Raw genomic sequence first — 17,415 nt, 5'->3', positions numbered from 1 at the left:
TAATCCAGCTGTAGAACAGCTTCGATGGAGAAAACCATCGGTGTTGCCAATGGGTTGTAGACCATGCGCTTCAAAGGCCTAGATCTGAATCTGCTGGTGGCGTTGAACGTCATGCTGGACGAACGAAGCGTGTCGGCCGCCGCCAGACGGCTGTTCCTAAGTCAGTCGGCCACCAGTGGAGCGCTCGCCCGTCTCCGGGAACACTATGGCGATGAGCTGTTGGTCCCGATCGGGCGCAAGATGGTCCCTACGGCTTTTGCCGAGAGCTTGATCGATCCCTTGCGAGAACTGATGTCGCACATTGATGCGACCGTAAGCCCGGGCCAAGCTTTCGACCCATCGACGACGCGACGAACCTTCAGGATCAGTTGCTCTGACTACATCACCGAAGTGGTGATGAGCCGGTTGGCCCCCCTGGTCGCAAGGGAAGCGCCGGGCGCGATTCTGGACATATTGGCACCCAGCAGCAACCCTACGGGGGCTCTGGATGCGGGCCAGATCGATATCCTCATCACTCCAGACGTTTATGCCGCGCCGAACCATCCGTTCGAACTCTTCTACGAAGAACACCATGTCGTGGTGGCGTGGAAAGAGAATGAGCTCCTGGCGGACGGCAGGATGGACGAGCATCGGTTCGCCAGTCTTGGCCATGTCGTGGTTCGGTTCGACAGCTTTCGCACTACCTCGATGGCCGAGACCTGGCTGGACGAGAACTTCCCCAAAAGACGCATAGAATTGGTGACGTCCGCCTTCATCCACGTCCCGCGCCTCGTCGTCGGTACTCAAAGGATCGCCATCATGCACGCCCGTATGGCTCAGATGCAGATGAAGGTTTTGCCGATCCGGATTTTCGAATCGCCATTCGAAATGCCGCCCCTAAAGGAGATCATCCAATATCACCGGGCTCGCCAATCAGACGGCGGCCTGCGCTGGCTGTCTGGAATGATCCGTCGCAGTATCGCCGATATAAAATGAGCATCTGATAGGCGGATAGGTCTGATCCATTCAATCGATTTGTCGGACGTCTGATCCGCATCGTAACCTGCTCCAGTTGATCTTCCGGGAGAGAAGACGACTATGTGGAGGTAATGATGGGAAGTGCGATGAGCGCCAAAAGGCAGGCGGGGTCGCCTCAAGGTGTCGTTCTTGTAGTCACAGCGACATTGTCGGTTATGGGCGTGCTATTGATAGCGCCTATATTGCCGCAATTGATCGCTTATTACGCCGATACGCCGGGAATTGCATTTCTCGGGCCTGTGATTCTGACCGTTCCGGCAATCTGTATTGCACTTTTTTCGCCTTTGGCTGGATGGGCGGCCGACAGGGTCGGGCGGCGGCGCATCCTGCTTATCGCCATGTTCCTGTACGGGCCGCTCGGGGCGGCCCCCATGGTGCTGGATAGCATCTGGGCCGTATTGGCCTCGCGCGTCGCCTTGGGTTTGACCGAGGCTATAATCATGACCGCCTCGACCACCCTGATTGGCGACTATTTCGAGGGCCGGCGTCGCGACACATGGTTGGCTTGGCAGGTCGGGGCGGCCTCGATCTCGGCGATCTTCCTGATGTTCATCGGCGGTCTGTTGGGCGAGATCAGCTGGCGGGCGCCTTTCGCGATCTATTTCTTTGCCTGGTTCCTGGGCCTTGCCTTGCTCATGTTGACGTGGGAGCCGGCGCCGTCTGATCGCGAACGCGATCGGGCGTCAGATGCGGGGGGAGCTTTCCCCGTCCGGCTGATGATACTGATCTGTGGGGTGACCCTGTTCGGCGGCGTTGTCTTCTACATCGTGCCGATCCAGCTCAGTGTGGTGTTGGCGACGCTCGGGATAACCAATCCGGCAATGATCGGCGGTTCGGCGGCGTTCGGCAGCTTGGTCGTTCCGCTGGGCGCATTGATATTCCGCAGGCTCACGGGCCGCCTGTCGATGAGCCTGATCCTCGGCGGCGCTTTTCTTATTGCGGGGCTGGGCATGCTCGTGATGGGCCTCAGCCGAACCTATCTTCTGACCATGGTCGGCGTGCTGATAAATCAGCTTGGCTGCGGCGTTATCCTGCCGACCCTGCTCGCCTGGGCCATGGCGTCGCTGCCGTTGGATGCGCGGGGCAGGGGCGTGGGCTTCTGGACCGGCGCCTTCTTCATCGGCCAGTTCTTCAGCCCGGTTTTGCTGACGCTTGGTGTCCAGGCCCTCGGCAGTGTCGGGAAGGCTGTGATCGCCTGCGGGATCGTGGCTCTGGGGTGTGCGGCCGTGGGGCTGATCCACGGGGCCAAGGACGGATCGTCTAGCGGGCGCCCGGCTCAGCCCAACAAAGACACCGCCTAATCGTTTCAGCAGGCGCCCAAACCTCCCCCTCCAAAGTTGCAGTGACCGGATTTAAGTCGATGGCCCTTTTTGAGTACTTCCCCAACTACGTCTGGAACCTGTCGGTCTCCATCGCTCTCGAGAGCGGCGCCCAGATCGGCGAGATCGTCGATATGTGCCAGCCCATTCGTGACGCTGCGGCCGCAGGCGAGGACGCCGGCACTCTGCGTTTCTCAGAAGAATGGGTGCGGATGGCGGACAAGCTGATCGGGCTGGCCGACGAGGACGAAGCCTGTTCCAGAACGCTTTCTGCGGCGACCAAGCTTGAGCGCGCGGCCCTCTATCTGTTGTCTGCGGAGCGCATGCAGGGGCACGGCCATCCTGGCCGCGTTGAGACCTTCGCCAAGGCTCAGCAGGCGTTCGGGAAAGCGATGGACCTGGGCGGAACCGGCGTGGAGCGCATCGAACTGGCGTATGGCGACAGCGCCTTTCCGGCGCTGTTTTTCCGCGCCCCAGGCGACGGCCCCAAGCCTGCTGTGGTCTATTGCAACGGCTTAGACAGTTCCAAGGAGCTTCTCTACTGGTCTCGCCTGCATCTGGCCCTGGCGCGGCGCGGCGTATCGACCCTGATGGTCGATCAGCCGGGGACCGGCGAGGCTCTGAGGCTGAAGGGCCTGCCGGCCACCCCTTATTCAGAACGCTGGGCGACCCCCGCTCTCGAATGGCTTCAAGCCCAACCTGATGTCGATCCCGAGCGCATCGGCATGACCGGCATTTCGCTGGGCGGACACTATGCGCCGCGCGCCGTAGCGTTCGAGCCGAGGTTCGCCGCCGGCGCGGTCTGGGGCGCCAACCACAACTGGGCGGAGGTCCAGCAGAAGCGTCTGCGCCGCGAGGGTGAGAACCCGGTGCCTCACTATTGGGACCACGTCAAATGGGTGTTCGGCGCCCATGATATGGACGATTTCTTCGCGAAAGCCGCCGACATGACGCTGAACGGCGTGATGGAAAAGATTCATGTCCCCTTCCTCGTCACCCACGGTGAGAAGGACCGCCAGATCAGCGTGGATTACGCCCATCAGAGCTATGATCAGCTCATCAACAGTCCTCTCCGCAAACTCAAGATCTTCACCGACCGAGAGGGCGGGGTCGAGCATGTGGGCGCCGACAACATGGCCTTCGGGCGCGACTACATCGCCGACTGGTTCGCTGAAACCTTGGGCGGCCGCACTCAGGCGGCTTGAGGCTTGACGAAAGGACCGACCGATGACCCGCCGCTTCGTTGACCTGTCCGTCTATCTGGACAATGAAACCATTCTCGACCCGCCCTTCATGCGGCCTGAGATCGTCTACCAGACCCACGCCGAGACCGTCGCCGAGGCGCAGGTCTTCTTCAAGGGGGTGACGGCCGCCGACTTTCCCGGCGGCCAGGGCTTCGCCGCCTCTGAGACCCTCAGGCTTACGACGCATAACGGCACCCATATGGATGCCCCCTGGCATTATCATCCGACCATGAACGGCGGCGAACGGGCCATCACCATCGATGAGGTGCCGCTGGAATGGTGTTTTGGGGCGGGGGTAAAGCTGGACTTTCGCCATCTGCCCGATGGCCATGTGGTTACGGCCGCTGAGGTCGAGGCGGAGTTGGCCCGGGTGGGTCATGAGCTGCAGCCGTTCGATATCGTACTGGTCAATACGGCTGCCGGCGAAGCGGTCGGTCGGCCAGACTATGTCACCACCGGGTGTGGCATGGGGTACGAGGCCACGATGTATTTGCTGGAGCGCGGCGTCCGGGTGACGGGAACCGACGCCTGGTCTTGGGACGCGCCGTTCAAATACACGGCCGAACGCGTCGCCCAGACGGGCGATACGTCGCTGATCTGGGAAGGCCACAAGGCCGGGCGCGACATCGGCTACTGCCACATGGAGAAGCTGCACAATCTGGAGGCTCTGCCGCCGTACGGTTTTCTGGTGTCCTGCTTCCCGCACAAGGTGCGAGGGGGATCGGCTGGCTGGACCCGCGCCGTCGCTATTTTTGAGGAGAATCCCGCGTGAAACTCGCTACGCTTTCCGGCAATGGGCCTGACGGCCGCCTCGTGGTCGTTTCCGACGACGGCTCCAGATTTTTGGCGGCCGAGGGGCTGGGAACCTTGCAAGCGGCGCTTGAGGCCTGGGACCAGGCCGAACCCGCACTACGCGCCCTGGCGGCGAGGTTGGCCGACGGAAAGGGCGCGTCCTTGGCTGCGGAAGCAATACTCGCCCCATTGCCCCGCGCCTGGCAGTGGTTGGACGCCTCGGCCTATCGTAGCCATGGCGAACTGATGGAGCGGCTGTTCGATACGCCGCCTCCGGCGCCGGGACGGCCTCTGATGTATCAGGGCATGTCGCACGTCTTTTTGGCTCCCACCCAGGACGTCCCGCTGCCGAGCGAGGAGGATGGCATCGATTTCGAGGGCGAATTCGGCGTCGTCACGGACCGTGTCCCAATGGGCGTCACGCCCGCCGAGGCGATGAAGCACATCAGGCTCGTCGTCCAGATAAACGACTGGTCGTTGCGCGCCATAGCGCCGATTGAGATGAAAACCGGCTTCGGCTGGGTCCAGGCCAAGCCTGCCTGTTCGGTCGCGCCTTTCGCGGTGACGCCTGACGCCTTGGGCGCCCACTGGCGTGACGGGCGGGTTCATCTGCCGCTGTTGGTGGACTGGAACGGTCGGCGTTTCGGCGCTGCGCGTGGTGAAGCCATGGGCGTAGGATTCCACGAACTGATCGCCCACGCCGCGGCGACGCGTGACTTGTGTGCCGGGACGGTGATCGGCTCGGGCACCGTGTCCAACGACAACTATCGCGAGGTCGGTTCTTCCTGCATCGCTGAACGGCGTGGAATTGAGATTCTGGACGAGGGCGCTCCACGCACGAACTATATGCGTTTTGGCGACACCGTGCGGATGGAGGCGGTGCTGTCCGACGGCGGAATCCTGTTCGGCGCCATCGACCAACGGGTGGTGAAGTCGGTCTGAGGCGAAGGCCTCAGTCGCGCAGGGCCGCCCGAACCAGGGCGGCCGCGTCGGCGTCGCGAGGAAAGCCCAGGTCGATGGCGGCCGAAGCATCCAGCGGAGGCAGGGCGCCGAACAGCCGCGTCAGAGCCGCATCTGATCCCCAGCTCACCTTGAGCGGGGATCCGCCCAAGGCCGCCGCCGCCTCTGCGACCTCGGCCGTTGTGAGGCGTAGGGCGGGCGGTTGAACCACTGTGGCGGCGAATGCGCCTTGGGCGGCGTGCAGCAGTGCGTTCGCCGCCGTCTCCCGGGACATCCACCAGCAGACGGCGTCGGGGCCTACCGGGCAGTCGTAGGATGCGCCGGCGGCGGCGTGTCGGATAAGCCGGCTCATGAAGGCCGAGCCGTGTCCCGATTCCTCAAGCGGGCGGGCCACGAGACCCGGCAGCCTCAGGCTGACGGCCGACAAGTCCCCGCGCCGATGAAGGTCCGACAGGAAAAACTCCGTCATCAGCTTGTGGGCGCCGTAGGAGAGCGTCGGGGTGGTCGGCGTGGAAGGCGTCACGACGGCCTCGCCGAGATCGCCATAGACGGCGATGGAGGAGGCGAAGACGAGCCTTGGCCGTATCGCCGACCTTGCGCGTGCAAGAGCCTCCGCCAGGGCGATTGGGACCAGCAGATTGACGCGACGGCCCGCTTCCGGATCCCGTTCGGCCAGGGAGCCCGGCATACTCGCCAGGTGGAAAACCCAGTCGAACGCCGTTTGGGTCAGTTCAGCGAGGAAGGACGCATCGCTCAGGTCTCCGCTTCTCTGTTCGACGCCGTCGGCGGGCGCCGGCGTCGAAAAGGCCCGGTCCGTGGCGACCACTGTCGCCCCGTCCAAATCCGCCAGCCGTCGCACCATGGCGCGGCCCAGAAAGCCGTCAGCGCCGGTTACGAGAATTCTCATCCTAGTTCCTTCCTCGCACTCAGGGTTCACAGACCGGTCAGCGCTTCGGCGATATCCGGCTGGTATTGTCCCGAGATCAGCACGAACAACGCCCGGCAGGGCTTGCCAGAGCGATTGGCCCAGGCGTGGTTGGTGCCGCGCTGAATGACGACCGAGCCCGGCTTCAGGGGCACTTCGCCATCGTCGAGCACCAGGACCAACTCGCCTTCGATCACCACGCCGTAGTCGATCGATTCCGTGCGGTGCATCAGCGGGTGGGGGGAGCCGCCCTTCACGGTGGAGGCCGCGATGTCGCCGAGTTCGGAAAAGGCTCCGGCCATGCGGGCGGCGCCGTCTGCGAGGAAATCCTCGGTGTCGGGCGGGATGTCAACGAAGCGGAAACGCGTCCCGCCGGGCGGCGGCGGCAGGGTCAAGGGCGCCAATGTCGGATCGGATCCGTTGTCAACCACGACCGGGGTGGAGTGTGTTGACCACACCTCGTGGAAGACGGTGCCGGGTATGTTCTCCAGCGAGACCACGGTAGGCAGGGGGCCGTTTTCGACCACGACGGAACGGCCGTCCGGCGCATGACCGGTGACGACCCGATGGATGGGTTTGAATTCGCTCATGGTGGCTTCAGACTCCAGGAGTTTCAGGTCTTAGATCGGTTCTGCGAGGGAGCGGTTAGACGCCTGCATGATGGCGCCATGCTCCTCTTTGCTCCCGCTGTTGATCTCGATATCGGCGAGGCGACCCGAGTTCTCCACGACCATTCGGCAGCGTTCCCACCGGCGCTCTTCGAAGGCGGCCAAGGCGGCGGGAAGGTCGTCGATGCGGGCCAGTTCTTCGACCAGAACAACGGCGTCTTCGATGCCGATGCACGCCCCCGCCGCCAGGTGGGGCGTGGTCGCATGGACCGCATCGCCGATCAGGACCACCCGCCCCTTCGACCACGGGCGCGGCGCCAGCATTTGCTCGAGGGGCCGGAAGATGATCTGGCTGTCGCCGCTCAGTTGATCGCGAAACCATTTCACGGTCGGCGCCCCGAAGGGCTCCAGCAGACCCCGGAGCCGCTCCAGGAAAGTGTTTGGCGCTACATGGTCGTTGACCGGCCGCTCTTCCGTGACGAACAGATAGACTTGGTCCTTCGAGACGAAGGTGAAGCCGGCCTTGACCTTGTCGGACATCCACATGGCGGCGCTGTCGATCCCCGGCGGCCAGGGCGTCACCGCCCGCCAGATCGCCTGGCCGATATAACGCGGCGGCGGGGCGTCGGGGAAAAGGTGCTTCCGGACCGTCGAATAGAGCCCGTCGGCGCCGATCACCAGATCGTAGGTTCCGTGCGATCCGTCTTCGAACTGCACATTGACGCCAGAGGGCGTATCGTCGATCGCGGTGAAGGTCGTCCCCAGCTTCACATTGACGCCCGCTTCCAGCACGGCGCTCGAGAGGATGCGCGCCAGAACGGGCCGCATGATTCCACCCGTTCCCGGCACGTCCTTGCCGGCGATCCTGGGCGTGACGATCTCGATGTGGATCTCGTCGGTCTGAGCGTCGCGCATATGGACGTGGTCCGTGGTTGCGCCTTCGCGCATGAACCTGTCCAGCAACCCCAGTTTTCTGAGCACGCGCAGGGTCGCGCCATGGATGGTGATGCCTGCGCCATAGGAGCGCCAGGCCTTGTCGATCTCGACCAGATCGACCCAGGCTCCGGCCCGCTTCAGTTCAAGCGCCGCAGTCATTCCTGAAAAGCCCCCGCCTATGACGAGAACCCTGCGGTCCGACAGATGGGTGGTCATCTTTCAATTTCCCTAGAGGTTTGTCCGGATTCGAGCCGGATCTGGTGATCTTGCGATACGTACAGCCGTGCCGGGGTCAGGCTTTTGCCGAGACAGGCCCCGAGCACGCAGGCGCCTGTTTCGATGTCGAACAGAGCGCCATGGGAATGACAGGCCAGGTACTGGCCCGTGCCATCAAGGTAGGCGTCGGTCTTCCAGGCCATCGGGGTGCCGCCCTCGAAATGGGGGCAGCTGTCGATCCATCCGAAAAGCCGGCCATTGCGCCGCACGACGATGATCTTACGCCCGTCCGGGCCTGGAAACCCGCGGGCCTGGCCATCCTCCACCGACGCAGCAGGCCCGAGGACGAAACCCTGGGCGGACTGCTCGTCGGGGGGGGCGTCTGTCGCCCCTGTCATGTCAGTGGTCTTTGTTCGGTCCGCCGCTGGGGAACCACTTTCGACGATACTGCAGCAAGAATATCTGCGACGCCTCGGCTCCCACCGGTTCCTGGCGAGCGATCCAGTCATCGTCATGCTTGTCCATGTCGGCGTCGTATTCGACATGGCAGCCAAGGGGGCTGTTGAAGTACCAGAACCAATTCGAGCCGAAGCGATGCCGTCCGGGGCCCCAGAAGGACTCGTAGCCCGCCTCAACAAAGCGGTTTCCGGCGAGCAGCACTTCGGTCGGCCCGCCCATGTGGAACGCCAAATGCTCGCAGCCCTGCATGTGGGCCGGCGCCTGGATCAGGAAGAGCGTATGGTGATCGTCGCAGGCGTGTGGACGCAGGAAGGGCCCGGCGCCGACGAGGACGTCGGTGATCTTGAACCCCAACCGCTCTTCATAGAAGCGGCTCGCCGCCTCCGTGTCTGGGGTGAACAGCACCACATGGCTGAGCGTGCGGGGGCGGGCCGGCATATCGTCCCAGACGCCAATCTCGTTCGGACCCCGCTGAGGGGGCGAGCCGGGCGCGTTGAGTCGCTCGGGCGGCAAGTCTAGGGGGCGTCTGATCGTGAGCTGGAATTTCAGAGCAAAGCCATGATCATCGACGGTCTCCAGGGAGCCGTCATCGAGGCGGACAACCGTGCGATCTTTCGACAATTCGGCCGCGATCGCTTCGATATCCTCAGGCGCCACGACGCCGTAGATCTGCTGTCGCAAAAGGCTGGCCGTCCCAAGCTCCGGGGGCAGGGCCGGGTCGTTCCTATGGCGCAGGATGATCCCCGTGCCGTCAAGCGCTTCGAAGCGGCCGCCTGCCTCCGTCACGTCGACAGGCTTCAGACCGAAGTCGGTCAGATAATCGGCGCAGACCTTTACGTCATCGACGCCGAAAACCAGAAAATCGGGACCAACAATGTTCATCGGCCGCTTCCCGTTTGAGCGCAGGACCCGTCGGTCGCCATGGCCCCGGCCCGGGGATCGATCAGGAAATGCTGGGTTGGAAACCGCCTGAACATACGCACACCTTGTCTGTCGCCCCGATTGGCGAATGGAGCGTCCATCCCGCAGGGGCTGGACGCGGCTTTAGTGCGGCGCTGGCATCGACCAAATTAAAGCTGGTCGTTGCCAGCGCCTCCCATGAGCCAGACGGTAGGCGCATATAAATCATCCCAAAAATCGTTAGTTTTGATATATGGCATCGGATTTATAGATACATCAGCGCAGCCCGAAAAGGTGTGTGCGGACTGACCGCAGATGGTCCCGCATGGCCTGTTCGGCGCGGGTCGGATCATGAGCGGCGATCGCGTCCACGCAGGCTTGATGCTCATCGTCCGACACCGTCTTGGCGCTGCTGGCCGTCGCGCCATAGACAGTCTCCAGCCGCCCATCGAGTCGCGCGTGGATCTGCGATCTCAGGCTGTCGTACAGCATCAGCAGCAGCACATTGTGCGTCGAGACTGCGATGGCTCGGTGCAGCTTTTCGTCAAGCCGCTTCCAATGAAGGAAGGACGGGGGGGCCGACATTTCGGTCAGGCATTGCTGAAGGCCGGTGATGTCGGCAGGCGTGGCGTGGACCGCGGCCTGGGCCGCAAGTTGGGGCTCGAGCAGAAGCCTCGCGTCCATGATGTCGTCCACGCTGACGGAGGCCGCCCAACTGTTGTCGGCGGCCGCGACGCGGCGCGGGCCTGCAAAGGTGCCCTTGCCGACGTGGCGCCAGATCCGGCCTTCGTCTTCCAGCCGTTTCAACAGGGTGCGGAGGCGTCCCCGAGAAATGCCCAGGGTCTCGCTTAGCCGGGGTTCTGGCGGCAGTCGGCCTCCGTCGCCTTCCCCGGCGATGGCTTCCACAAAGGCGCGGAGCCGGTCGATGTCTGCCTCAATGTTTGTGGGCTCGTCGTGTCTTGTGCTCATGCGAGGAGAATAGTCGTCACGAGCGTCAGTGCCAGCCTAAGATTGAAGCTAATCAATTTGACGATTGACGTCATTCAATATGCAAGCATATGTGGCGGGCAAGATGGCCCTGCGTCGTCGCAACGCGCCTTCATAATTGCTGGGTCCCCTCGATGTCTGACGCCTCCACGTCTCCTGTGTTCGTTTCGGGTGAAGCGGCCCGCGCCGTATTTCGCTGGGAAGACGCCATAGCGGCCATGCAGTCGGCCTATAGTCGGCCTATCGACGCCGCCGCCGCGCCGCCGCGCAGTATCGCGCGCGCTGACGGCGCCTGGTTGCGCACCCTTCCGGCCATTCCACCCGGCGAGCGCTATTTCGGCGCCAAGCTGATGGGCATGACCCCGATGTCAGCCGATCCCGGCGTCCAATATGTCATCGTTCTTTTTGATCGCGTGACCAGCCGCATCGCCGCGTTCATCGACGCCAACATCGTCACCGGCCTGCGTACGGCCGCGACTTCAGCGGCGGCGCTCGATCGACTGGCTCCGGCAGGGCCGGCGAGGCTGGCGGTGCTGGGCAGCGGACTCGAAGCCTCGATGCATGTCCGCGCCTTCGCCAGCATCCGCCCATTGAGTGAAATCGTCGTCTTCAGCCCGACGGCCGAGCGCCGGGCCGCCTTCGCCGCCGCCGCGACCGCCGATCTCGGCGTTCCGGCCCGGGACGTGGCCAGCGCACGCGAGGCGGTCGAAGGCGCGGACTTGGTCCTGGCCGCCGCGCGTTCTCGCGGCGAGCAGCCGATCCTGTACGCCGACTGGCTGAAGCCTGGCTCGACCGTGGTTTCGATCGGCTCGACCGTGCCCGAACAGCGCGAGATCGACGTCTCGGTGGTGGCGCGTTGTGACCTGATCGTCGGCGACATGTTGGAAGAGATGCTGGAGGAGACCGGCGACATGATCGCTGCGCGCGAGGCCGGGATCGCCTTCCATGACAAGGCTATCAGCCTGTCGGACCTGATCAGCGGCGCCGCGGACGCGCGCGTGCGGGCCGCGCGTGCGCCGATGTTCAAATCAGTCGGCGGCGGTCTTCAAGACATTGTGGTGGCCGAGCTCATCCTGACGAAGGCGCTGGAAGCCGGCCTGACCACGTCCCTGCCGATCAAGTTCGAAACCAAGTACTGACCCAAGGAGTCCATATGGCCAGCTACAGCCGCAAGGAAGCCCGCGAATGGGCGCGCGAACGCCTCGTCGGCGTCGCCAATGTCATCATTCCAACCATGACGGCCGACTTCAAGCGGCTGAACGAAAAGGCCATTCGTCATGACGTAGAGACGACGATCGCCCACGGTTTCGTTGGAACCCTGACCTGTTCGGAAGTGGCGATCACGCCCGATGAATATGAAGCCTTCGTCCGCATCTCGGCAGACCAGGCGAAGGGGCGGATTGTCATCGTGCACCACGCCGTCTTCAATACGCTGGAAGACAATATCGAGGCGGTCAAACGCGCGGAGGCCGCCGGCGCTGAGCTGGTGCTTCTGGGATATCCACCCTATTTCCGTCCGAAGTCGCTGGATGAGATCTACGCCTATACAAAGGCCCTGTGCGACGCGACCGATCTGGCGGTCATGCTGTTTCCCATACCGACATGGGATTTCTCGCGGCTACACCCATCGGATCTGCCCGTGCCGCTGCTGCGCCGCTTGATCGATGACTGTCCGAATGTCGCGGCGATCAAGATCGAAGGCGGAATGCCCCACATCATGGCCGGGATTGAAGCCCACCGCGCCTTCCACAAGGAGGTGGTGATATCGGCGCCGCTGGAGCATGAATACACGCCCCTTGCACAACTGATCCCCATCCCGTTCTGCGGCACCAATTATGCAGCCTACTACGGCCCGGTCCTGCCGCAGGTGCACAAGCTGATCCAGGCGGGTCGCTATGATGAAGCGACGCAGATCTTCTATCAGCTTGACGCCGCGCGTAAGGCTTTCACCAGCGTGCCCCAGGCCGGCAATGGCCTGATCAACCGGATGATGTGGAAATACGAGGGCTGGCTCCAGGGCTATAACGGCGGGCCTCTGCGGCACCCGACCGCCCGAGTCTACGCCCGGGACATGGCCGCGCTGCGGCGCGGCCAGGAAGCGTCCGGCCTCAACCCCACCGACGATCTCGACGAAGCCTTCTTCATCGGCCGTAATCCCGCTTGAGGCCCTGACCATGACATCCCCTAAAGGACTGCCTCTTAAGGACCCTCAGTTGCTGCGTGAGGCGATCCTGATCGACGGGCAATGGGTCCAGGCCGATGACGGCGCCCTGCTGGACGTCCGCAATCCGGCCACCGGCGAGCTCATCGCCCGAGTGCCTAACGCCGGGGCTGCGGAGACGATCCGGGCGATCTCTGCGGCGGAGGGCGCTTTGGCCGGCTGGCGCGGGACATTGCCCTCGCATCGCTCCAAGGTGTTGAGACGGCTCTATGATCTGATGCACGAGAACATCGACGATCTGGCGCTGATCCTTACGTCCGAACAGGGCAAGCCGTTGGCTGAGGCGCGAGGCGAAATCGCCTATGCCGCCAGCTTCATCGAATGGTTCGCTGAGGAGGCGAAGCGCGTCTACGGCGACCTCATCCCCCAGAATGTCGAGGGTCGCCGCATCCTTGCGCAAAAGAGCCCGATCGGCGTCTTTGCGGCGATCACGCCCTGGAACTTTCCAGCGGCCATGATCACGCGCAAGGCCGGGCCGGGCTGGGCCGTGGGCTGTACGGGCGTGATCAAGCCAGCCAGCCAGACGCCGCTGTCGGCCCTGGCGCTGGGCGTGCTGGCCGAGCGAGCGGGACTGCCCGCCGGCGTGTGCAACATCGTCACTGGATCGGCTCGCGCGATCGGCGGCGAACTGACGGCGAGCCCCGTGGTGCGCAAGCTCAGCTTCACCGGCTCTACCGAGGTCGGGGCCCGACTGCTGGCTCAGTGCGCCCCCACGATCAAGAAGACGAGCATGGAACTGGGAGGAAACGCGCCCTTCATCGTCTTTGACGACGCCGACATCGACAAGGCCGTGGAAGGCGCCCTGGCGGCCAAGTACCGCAATACCGGCCAAGCCTGTGTCGCAGCCAACCGGTTCTTGGTGCAGTCGAAGGTCTATGACGTCTTCGCCGCGCGCCTGGCGCAAGCCTCGGCGGGGCTCAAGGTCGGGAACGGTCTTGAGGACGGCGTGGTGCAAGGCCCCCTGATCGACGAGGCCGCCGTACGCAAGGTGGAGGAACATATCGCCGACGCCAAGGCCAAGGGCGCGCGTATCGCCGCCGGAGGCCGGCGCCATGCTCTGGGCGGCGGCTTCTTCGAGCCCACGGTCCTGACCGATGTGCCGCGCGACGCCCGGATCTTCGCGGAGGAGACATTTGGCCCCGTGGCGCCGCTGTTTCGTTTCGAAACCGAGGCGGAGGCCGTCGCCTTGGCCAACGACACGCCGTTCGGTTTGGCGGCCTATGTCTACGCCCGCGACGTGGGGCGCATCTTCCGCGTCGTCGAGGCCCTGGAGTTCGGGATGGTCGGCGTCAATGAGGGGCTGATCTCGACCGAGGTCGCGCCGTTCGGCGGCGTCAAGGCGTCCGGGCTCGGCCGCGAAGGTTCGAAATACGGCGTGGATGATTATCTAGAGATAAAATACGTCGCGCTTGGCGGTCTCTGACGCTGCGGGGCGCAAAATATAGAACGAGGCTGTCGATGATAAAGATGATGGCGGCCGTGTGCCGCAAGCCAGGTATGACCCATTCTGAATATATCGACTATATTCAGAATGTGCATGGGCCGATCGCGCTTGAGGATACGGCGGATCTCAAAAGATACGTCCAGAACCATGTGTTTGACGCCGCCTTTGGCTCGGTAGGGGACAGGGCGCAGGCCATGGTGGTTTCGCGTGACTCCGTCACCGAACTCTATTTCGACACGCCCGAAGCCATGGAAAGGAACTTCAAGAGCGAGCATGTACGGACACGGGTCGGCCCGGACGGCGCCAATTTCAGCGACATGCCGGTGGCGTTGAGCCTCGTCGCTGTCGAGGTCGAGCAGCCTGTGCCAAGGCCGGGGTCAGATGTGGATGCGAAGGCGCTCCATTTCCTGCGAGCGGCCGAGGGGCTCGAGCTGGACGCCTTCTTTGAGCGCTGGGCCCGCGCGCACCGCTTGGCCCTCGAGCGGGCGCCGGATGCGGCGGCGGCCCTGCGGCGTGTGGTGCACAGCCGCCAGATCCCTCACTACAATCGAATACTGTCCTATTTCGGCGGTCTTGACGTCTATTATGAAGGCGTCGCCAGCCTCTATTTTGAGGACGCCTCGACCATCGGCGCCTTTCGAGCCTATGAGCAGGCGTTGATCGACCTGAACGCCGACCCGGACATGACCTTCTACAGGCCGGATCAGTCCTTCTTTCTGTATGCGAAAGAAGTCGTCATTTATGAAGGGTGACGACGATCAGTCGCCTGTCTTGCTTGGGGCGATTTCGGGCCAGTAGAGACGCATCGGATTGTCGACCAGCAGCTTGTGCTGGAGCTCGGACGTGACGGCGATGCGCGGGATCACATCGACCAGGTGGCCGTCGTCGGGGATCTTGTCCTGCATGTTCGGGTGTGGCCAGTCGGTGCCCCATAAAACCCGGTCGGAATAGCGTTCGACCAGTGGTCGCACCGTCTCGACAAAATCGTCCCACGGATCGGCTTGGGCCGACAGGCGGTCCGGGCAGGTGACTTTGGTCCAGATGTCGTCGCGGCTGTCGAGCACCGCCTTGAACGCAGAGATCTCGGCGCCGTCTGGCCCCTGCGACATCGACGGCCGGCCCATATGGTCGATGACGATGGGAGTCGGAATGGCGTGCAGGAACGGCAGCATTTCTTCGAGGATATCGGACTCGAAATAGATGACGACGTGCCAACCCAGGTCCTGAATCCGTTTGGCGACTTCGATGAACTTGTCCTTGGGGGCGTCGTCCACCAGTCGCTTTAGGAAGTTGAAGCGCACGCCGCGAACGCCGCCGTCGTGCAGGGCCTTCAGTTCGTTGATGGTTATGGCGGGATCGACCACGGCGACCCCGCGCGCCTTGCCGTTCGACTTGGCGATCGCGTTCAGGGTCGCAGCGTTGTTCGTGCCGTGGCAACTGGCCTGGACGATGATGTTGCGGTCGAAGCCGAGGTGGTCGCGCAAGGCGAACAGCATTTCGGGTCCGGCGTCTTCCGGCAGGTACTTGGCCTTGGCGCTGAAGGGGAAGTCCGCCATCGGGCCAAAGACGTGGCAGTGGGCGTCCACGGCGCCGGGCGGGGGCGTAAAGCGCGGCTTTGAGGGGGAGCCGAGCCAGCTAACGGTGCGACCGGGCGTTGGGGCGCTCATGCGAAAACGACTCCATCCATCAGCTTGCGGGCGGTGCGGAGCATGGCCGCGCTGACGACCGTGCCGGTCTCGTCCAACTCCATGACGCAGGTGGTCTCGCCGGTCGGGTGTTCGACCGACAAGGTCTTGCGCAGGCCTGCCGGGATGACCGCGACCTCGGCGGCGGGCGAGCCTTCGATCAGGCAGGCGGTGGCCACGCTGACGGCGCCCAGGACGCCGATGGAGGCGTGGGCGCGTTTGGGGATGAAGCTGCGGACCGTCACCGCGCCGCCGTTGCGGGGCGGTGCGACCAGCATCATCTTGGGCACAGACTTGTCGGCCACATCGCCCAGATTCATCATCGGACCGACGATCAGGCGAATGGCTTCGATCTTCGCCTTGAGCGTCGCGTCGGCGTCCAGCGCCTCGCGCGTCTCATAGCCGGTGGCGCCGACAGCCTCGGCCCTGAACACGACGCAGGGCATGCCATTGTCGATCAGGGTGACACGGACTCCATTGATCTCATCGACCGCATTTCCGGTGGGCAGCAGGGCGCCGCAGCTGGAACCGGCGGTGTCATGAAACTCCAGCGGGATGGGGGCTGCGGTTCCCGGGACGCCGTCGATGCGGGCCTCGCCAGCGTAGTCGACCACCCCGCCGGGAGTCTGGACCGTCGCTACGGCGATCTGGTCGGTGTTGATCATGAAGATGGTCACGGGCGTCTCGTCCCCTGTGACCGTGACCAGCCCGCGCTCAATGGCGAAGGGGCCCACGCCGGCGAGGATGTTGCCGCAGTTCTGCTGGTCGGAGACGATGGCCCGATCGACGAAGACCTGAAGGAACAGATAGTCGACATCGACGCCGTCGCGATCAGATTTCGATATGACGGCGACCTTGGAGGTCAGGGGATCTGCGCCGCCCATGCCATCGATCTGACGCGGATCGGGCGACCCCATGACCCGCAATAGGAAGGCGTCGCGCTCGGCGACGTCGGAGGGCAGATCCTCGGCGAGAAAATATCCGCCCTTGGATGTGCCGCCGCGCATCCACATCACCGGTGCGCTAGACATATTTCAGGCCCATCTGCACCAGCTTGCCGCGCATGTCGTAGATGTCGAGCCCCAGTTCGCCGGCGGCGAGGCGGACGCGTTTGGAGTGTTCCAGCGCCTCACGGGCCTGAGCCTTTCGCAGCACTTCGGGGGCGTCGGCGCGGGGCACGACACAGACGCCGTCATCGTCGGCGACGACAACGTCGCCGGGATTCACCAGCGCTCCGGCGCAGACGACCGGCACGTTCACCGACCCCAGGGTGGCCTTGACCGTGCCCTGGGCGTGAATGGCCCTGGACCAGACGGGGAAGCCCATCTGGGTGAGATCGCGAACGTCACGCACGCCCGCGTCAATGATGAGACCGCGACATTTGCGGGCCTGGGCCGAGGTGGCGAGGAGGTCGCCGAAATAGCCGTCGGTGCACTGGCTGGTGGGGGCCAGCACCAGGACGTCGCCCTCTCGAAGCTGTTCGATGGCGACATGGATCATCCAGTTGTCGCCGGGCGGCGCCGAGATGGTCACCGCCGATCCGGCGATGCGGGGGCCGGCGTAGATCGGTCGCATGTAGGGGGCGAGCAGACCTGTTCGGCCCTGCGCCTCGTGCACCGTCGCCACGCCGCAGGCCGCAAGCCCGTCGATGACCGACAGGTCGGGGCGTTCGATATTCTGGACAACGATCGGGGTCATGATG

18 protein-coding genes are annotated in these 17,415 nt (G+C 63.8%); 9 read left to right on the top strand and 9 right to left on the bottom strand.

The genetic code is table 11. From position 1 onward, the window contains the following. The first annotated feature begins 63 nt into the window (after positions 1-63). The 5 genes from OU998_RS12560 (at position 64) to OU998_RS12540 (ending at position 5,314) form a co-directional block, all read left to right on the top strand. Positions 64-975: a LysR family transcriptional regulator gene (locus tag OU998_RS12560; protein ID WP_267513913.1), complete on the top strand. Its 912-nt coding sequence runs from the start codon at positions 64-66 to the stop codon at positions 973-975. Between the two features lie 113 nt (positions 976-1,088). Further along, positions 1,089-2,318 carry an MFS transporter gene (locus OU998_RS12555; protein WP_324287990.1) on the top strand — a complete coding sequence of 410 codons (1,230 nt, stop codon included), beginning with the start codon at positions 1,089-1,091 and terminating at the stop codon, positions 2,316-2,318. A 59-nt stretch (positions 2,319-2,377) separates the two neighbouring features. Further along, the gene (locus OU998_RS12550; RefSeq protein ID WP_267513911.1) at positions 2,378-3,541 is read left to right on the top strand and encodes an alpha/beta hydrolase family protein; all 1,164 of its coding nucleotides are present in this window, start codon (positions 2,378-2,380) and stop codon (positions 3,539-3,541) included. 22 nt (positions 3,542-3,563) lie between these two features. Beyond that, positions 3,564-4,352 carry a cyclase family protein gene (locus OU998_RS12545; protein ID WP_267513910.1) on the top strand — a complete coding sequence of 263 codons (789 nt, stop codon included), beginning with the start codon at positions 3,564-3,566 and terminating at the stop codon, positions 4,350-4,352. Further along, entirely contained in the window at positions 4,349-5,314 is a 966-nt protein-coding gene (locus OU998_RS12540) for a fumarylacetoacetate hydrolase family protein (RefSeq protein WP_267513909.1), read from the top strand. The genes OU998_RS12545 and OU998_RS12540 overlap by 4 nt, the downstream gene beginning before the upstream one ends. A 10-nt stretch (positions 5,315-5,324) precedes the next feature. Here OU998_RS12540 and OU998_RS12535 read toward each other — a convergent pair whose 3' ends face one another. From OU998_RS12535 to OU998_RS12510, 6 genes are all read right to left on the bottom strand, one after another. Further along, complete coding sequence (locus tag OU998_RS12535) at positions 5,325-6,239, bottom strand: NAD-dependent epimerase/dehydratase family protein (protein ID WP_267513907.1); 915 nt, start codon at positions 6,237-6,239, stop codon at positions 5,325-5,327. Between the two features lie 26 nt (positions 6,240-6,265). Further along, the gene (locus tag OU998_RS12530; protein WP_267513905.1) at positions 6,266-6,847 is read right to left on the bottom strand and encodes a cupin domain-containing protein; all 582 of its coding nucleotides are present in this window, start codon (positions 6,845-6,847) and stop codon (positions 6,266-6,268) included. A gap of 30 nt (positions 6,848-6,877) precedes the next feature. Then, on the bottom strand, positions 6,878-8,017 hold the full coding sequence (locus OU998_RS12525) for an FAD-dependent oxidoreductase (protein ID WP_267513904.1): 1,140 nt from the start codon (positions 8,015-8,017) through the stop codon (positions 6,878-6,880). Next, entirely contained in the window at positions 8,014-8,415 is a 402-nt protein-coding gene (locus OU998_RS12520; RefSeq protein ID WP_267513902.1) for a Rieske (2Fe-2S) protein, read from the bottom strand. Before OU998_RS12520 ends, OU998_RS12525 begins: the two co-directional genes overlap by 4 nt. Position 8,416: 1 nt before the next feature. Then, positions 8,417-9,358 (bottom strand): VOC family protein, encoded by a 942-nt coding sequence (locus OU998_RS12515; RefSeq protein WP_267513900.1) that lies wholly within the window; start codon positions 9,356-9,358, stop codon positions 8,417-8,419. Between the two features lie 294 nt (positions 9,359-9,652). Next, complete coding sequence (locus OU998_RS12510; RefSeq protein WP_267513898.1) at positions 9,653-10,345, bottom strand: FadR/GntR family transcriptional regulator; 693 nt, start codon at positions 10,343-10,345, stop codon at positions 9,653-9,655. A gap of 152 nt (positions 10,346-10,497) precedes the next feature. Here OU998_RS12510 and OU998_RS12505 point away from each other — a divergent pair, with 152 nt between their 5' ends. From OU998_RS12505 to OU998_RS12490, 4 genes are all read left to right on the top strand, one after another. Then, positions 10,498-11,502, top strand: coding sequence for an ornithine cyclodeaminase family protein (locus tag OU998_RS12505; RefSeq protein WP_267513896.1), 1,005 nt, complete (start codon positions 10,498-10,500; stop codon positions 11,500-11,502). A gap of 14 nt (positions 11,503-11,516) precedes the next feature. Then, complete coding sequence (locus OU998_RS12500; protein ID WP_267513894.1) at positions 11,517-12,527, top strand: dihydrodipicolinate synthase family protein; 1,011 nt, start codon at positions 11,517-11,519, stop codon at positions 12,525-12,527. Between the two features lie 10 nt (positions 12,528-12,537). Then, complete coding sequence (locus tag OU998_RS12495; protein WP_267513892.1) at positions 12,538-14,007, top strand: NAD-dependent succinate-semialdehyde dehydrogenase; 1,470 nt, start codon at positions 12,538-12,540, stop codon at positions 14,005-14,007. Between the two features lie 74 nt (positions 14,008-14,081). After that, a complete protein-coding gene (locus OU998_RS12490; RefSeq protein ID WP_267513890.1) occupies positions 14,082-14,780 on the top strand; it encodes an EthD domain-containing protein in 699 nt (232 codons plus the stop codon). A 6-nt stretch (positions 14,781-14,786) separates the two neighbouring features. Here the strand turns inward: OU998_RS12490 and OU998_RS12485 are convergent, their stop codons facing one another. Genes OU998_RS12485 through ligK form a run of 3 tightly spaced genes read right to left on the bottom strand, consistent with a single transcriptional unit; the run spans position 14,787 to position 17,411 of the window. Further along, entirely contained in the window at positions 14,787-15,695 is a 909-nt protein-coding gene (locus tag OU998_RS12485; protein ID WP_267513889.1) for an amidohydrolase family protein, read from the bottom strand. Then, on the bottom strand, positions 15,692-16,744 hold the full coding sequence (locus tag OU998_RS12480) for a 4-oxalomesaconate tautomerase (RefSeq protein ID WP_267513888.1): 1,053 nt from the start codon (positions 16,742-16,744) through the stop codon (positions 15,692-15,694). The genes OU998_RS12485 and OU998_RS12480 overlap by 4 nt, the downstream gene beginning before the upstream one ends. Continuing rightward, positions 16,737-17,411: a 4-carboxy-4-hydroxy-2-oxoadipate aldolase/oxaloacetate decarboxylase gene (ligK, locus tag OU998_RS12475; RefSeq protein WP_267513886.1), complete on the bottom strand. Its 675-nt coding sequence runs from the start codon at positions 17,409-17,411 to the stop codon at positions 16,737-16,739. The genes OU998_RS12480 and ligK overlap by 8 nt, the downstream gene beginning before the upstream one ends. Between the last annotated feature and the right edge of the window lie 4 nt (positions 17,412-17,415).

This window comes from Brevundimonas sp. SL130, from assembly GCF_026625805.1.
Lineage (GTDB): Bacteria > Pseudomonadota > Alphaproteobacteria > Caulobacterales > Caulobacteraceae > Brevundimonas.
This window is presented reverse-complemented; position numbering and strand designations above follow the sequence as displayed.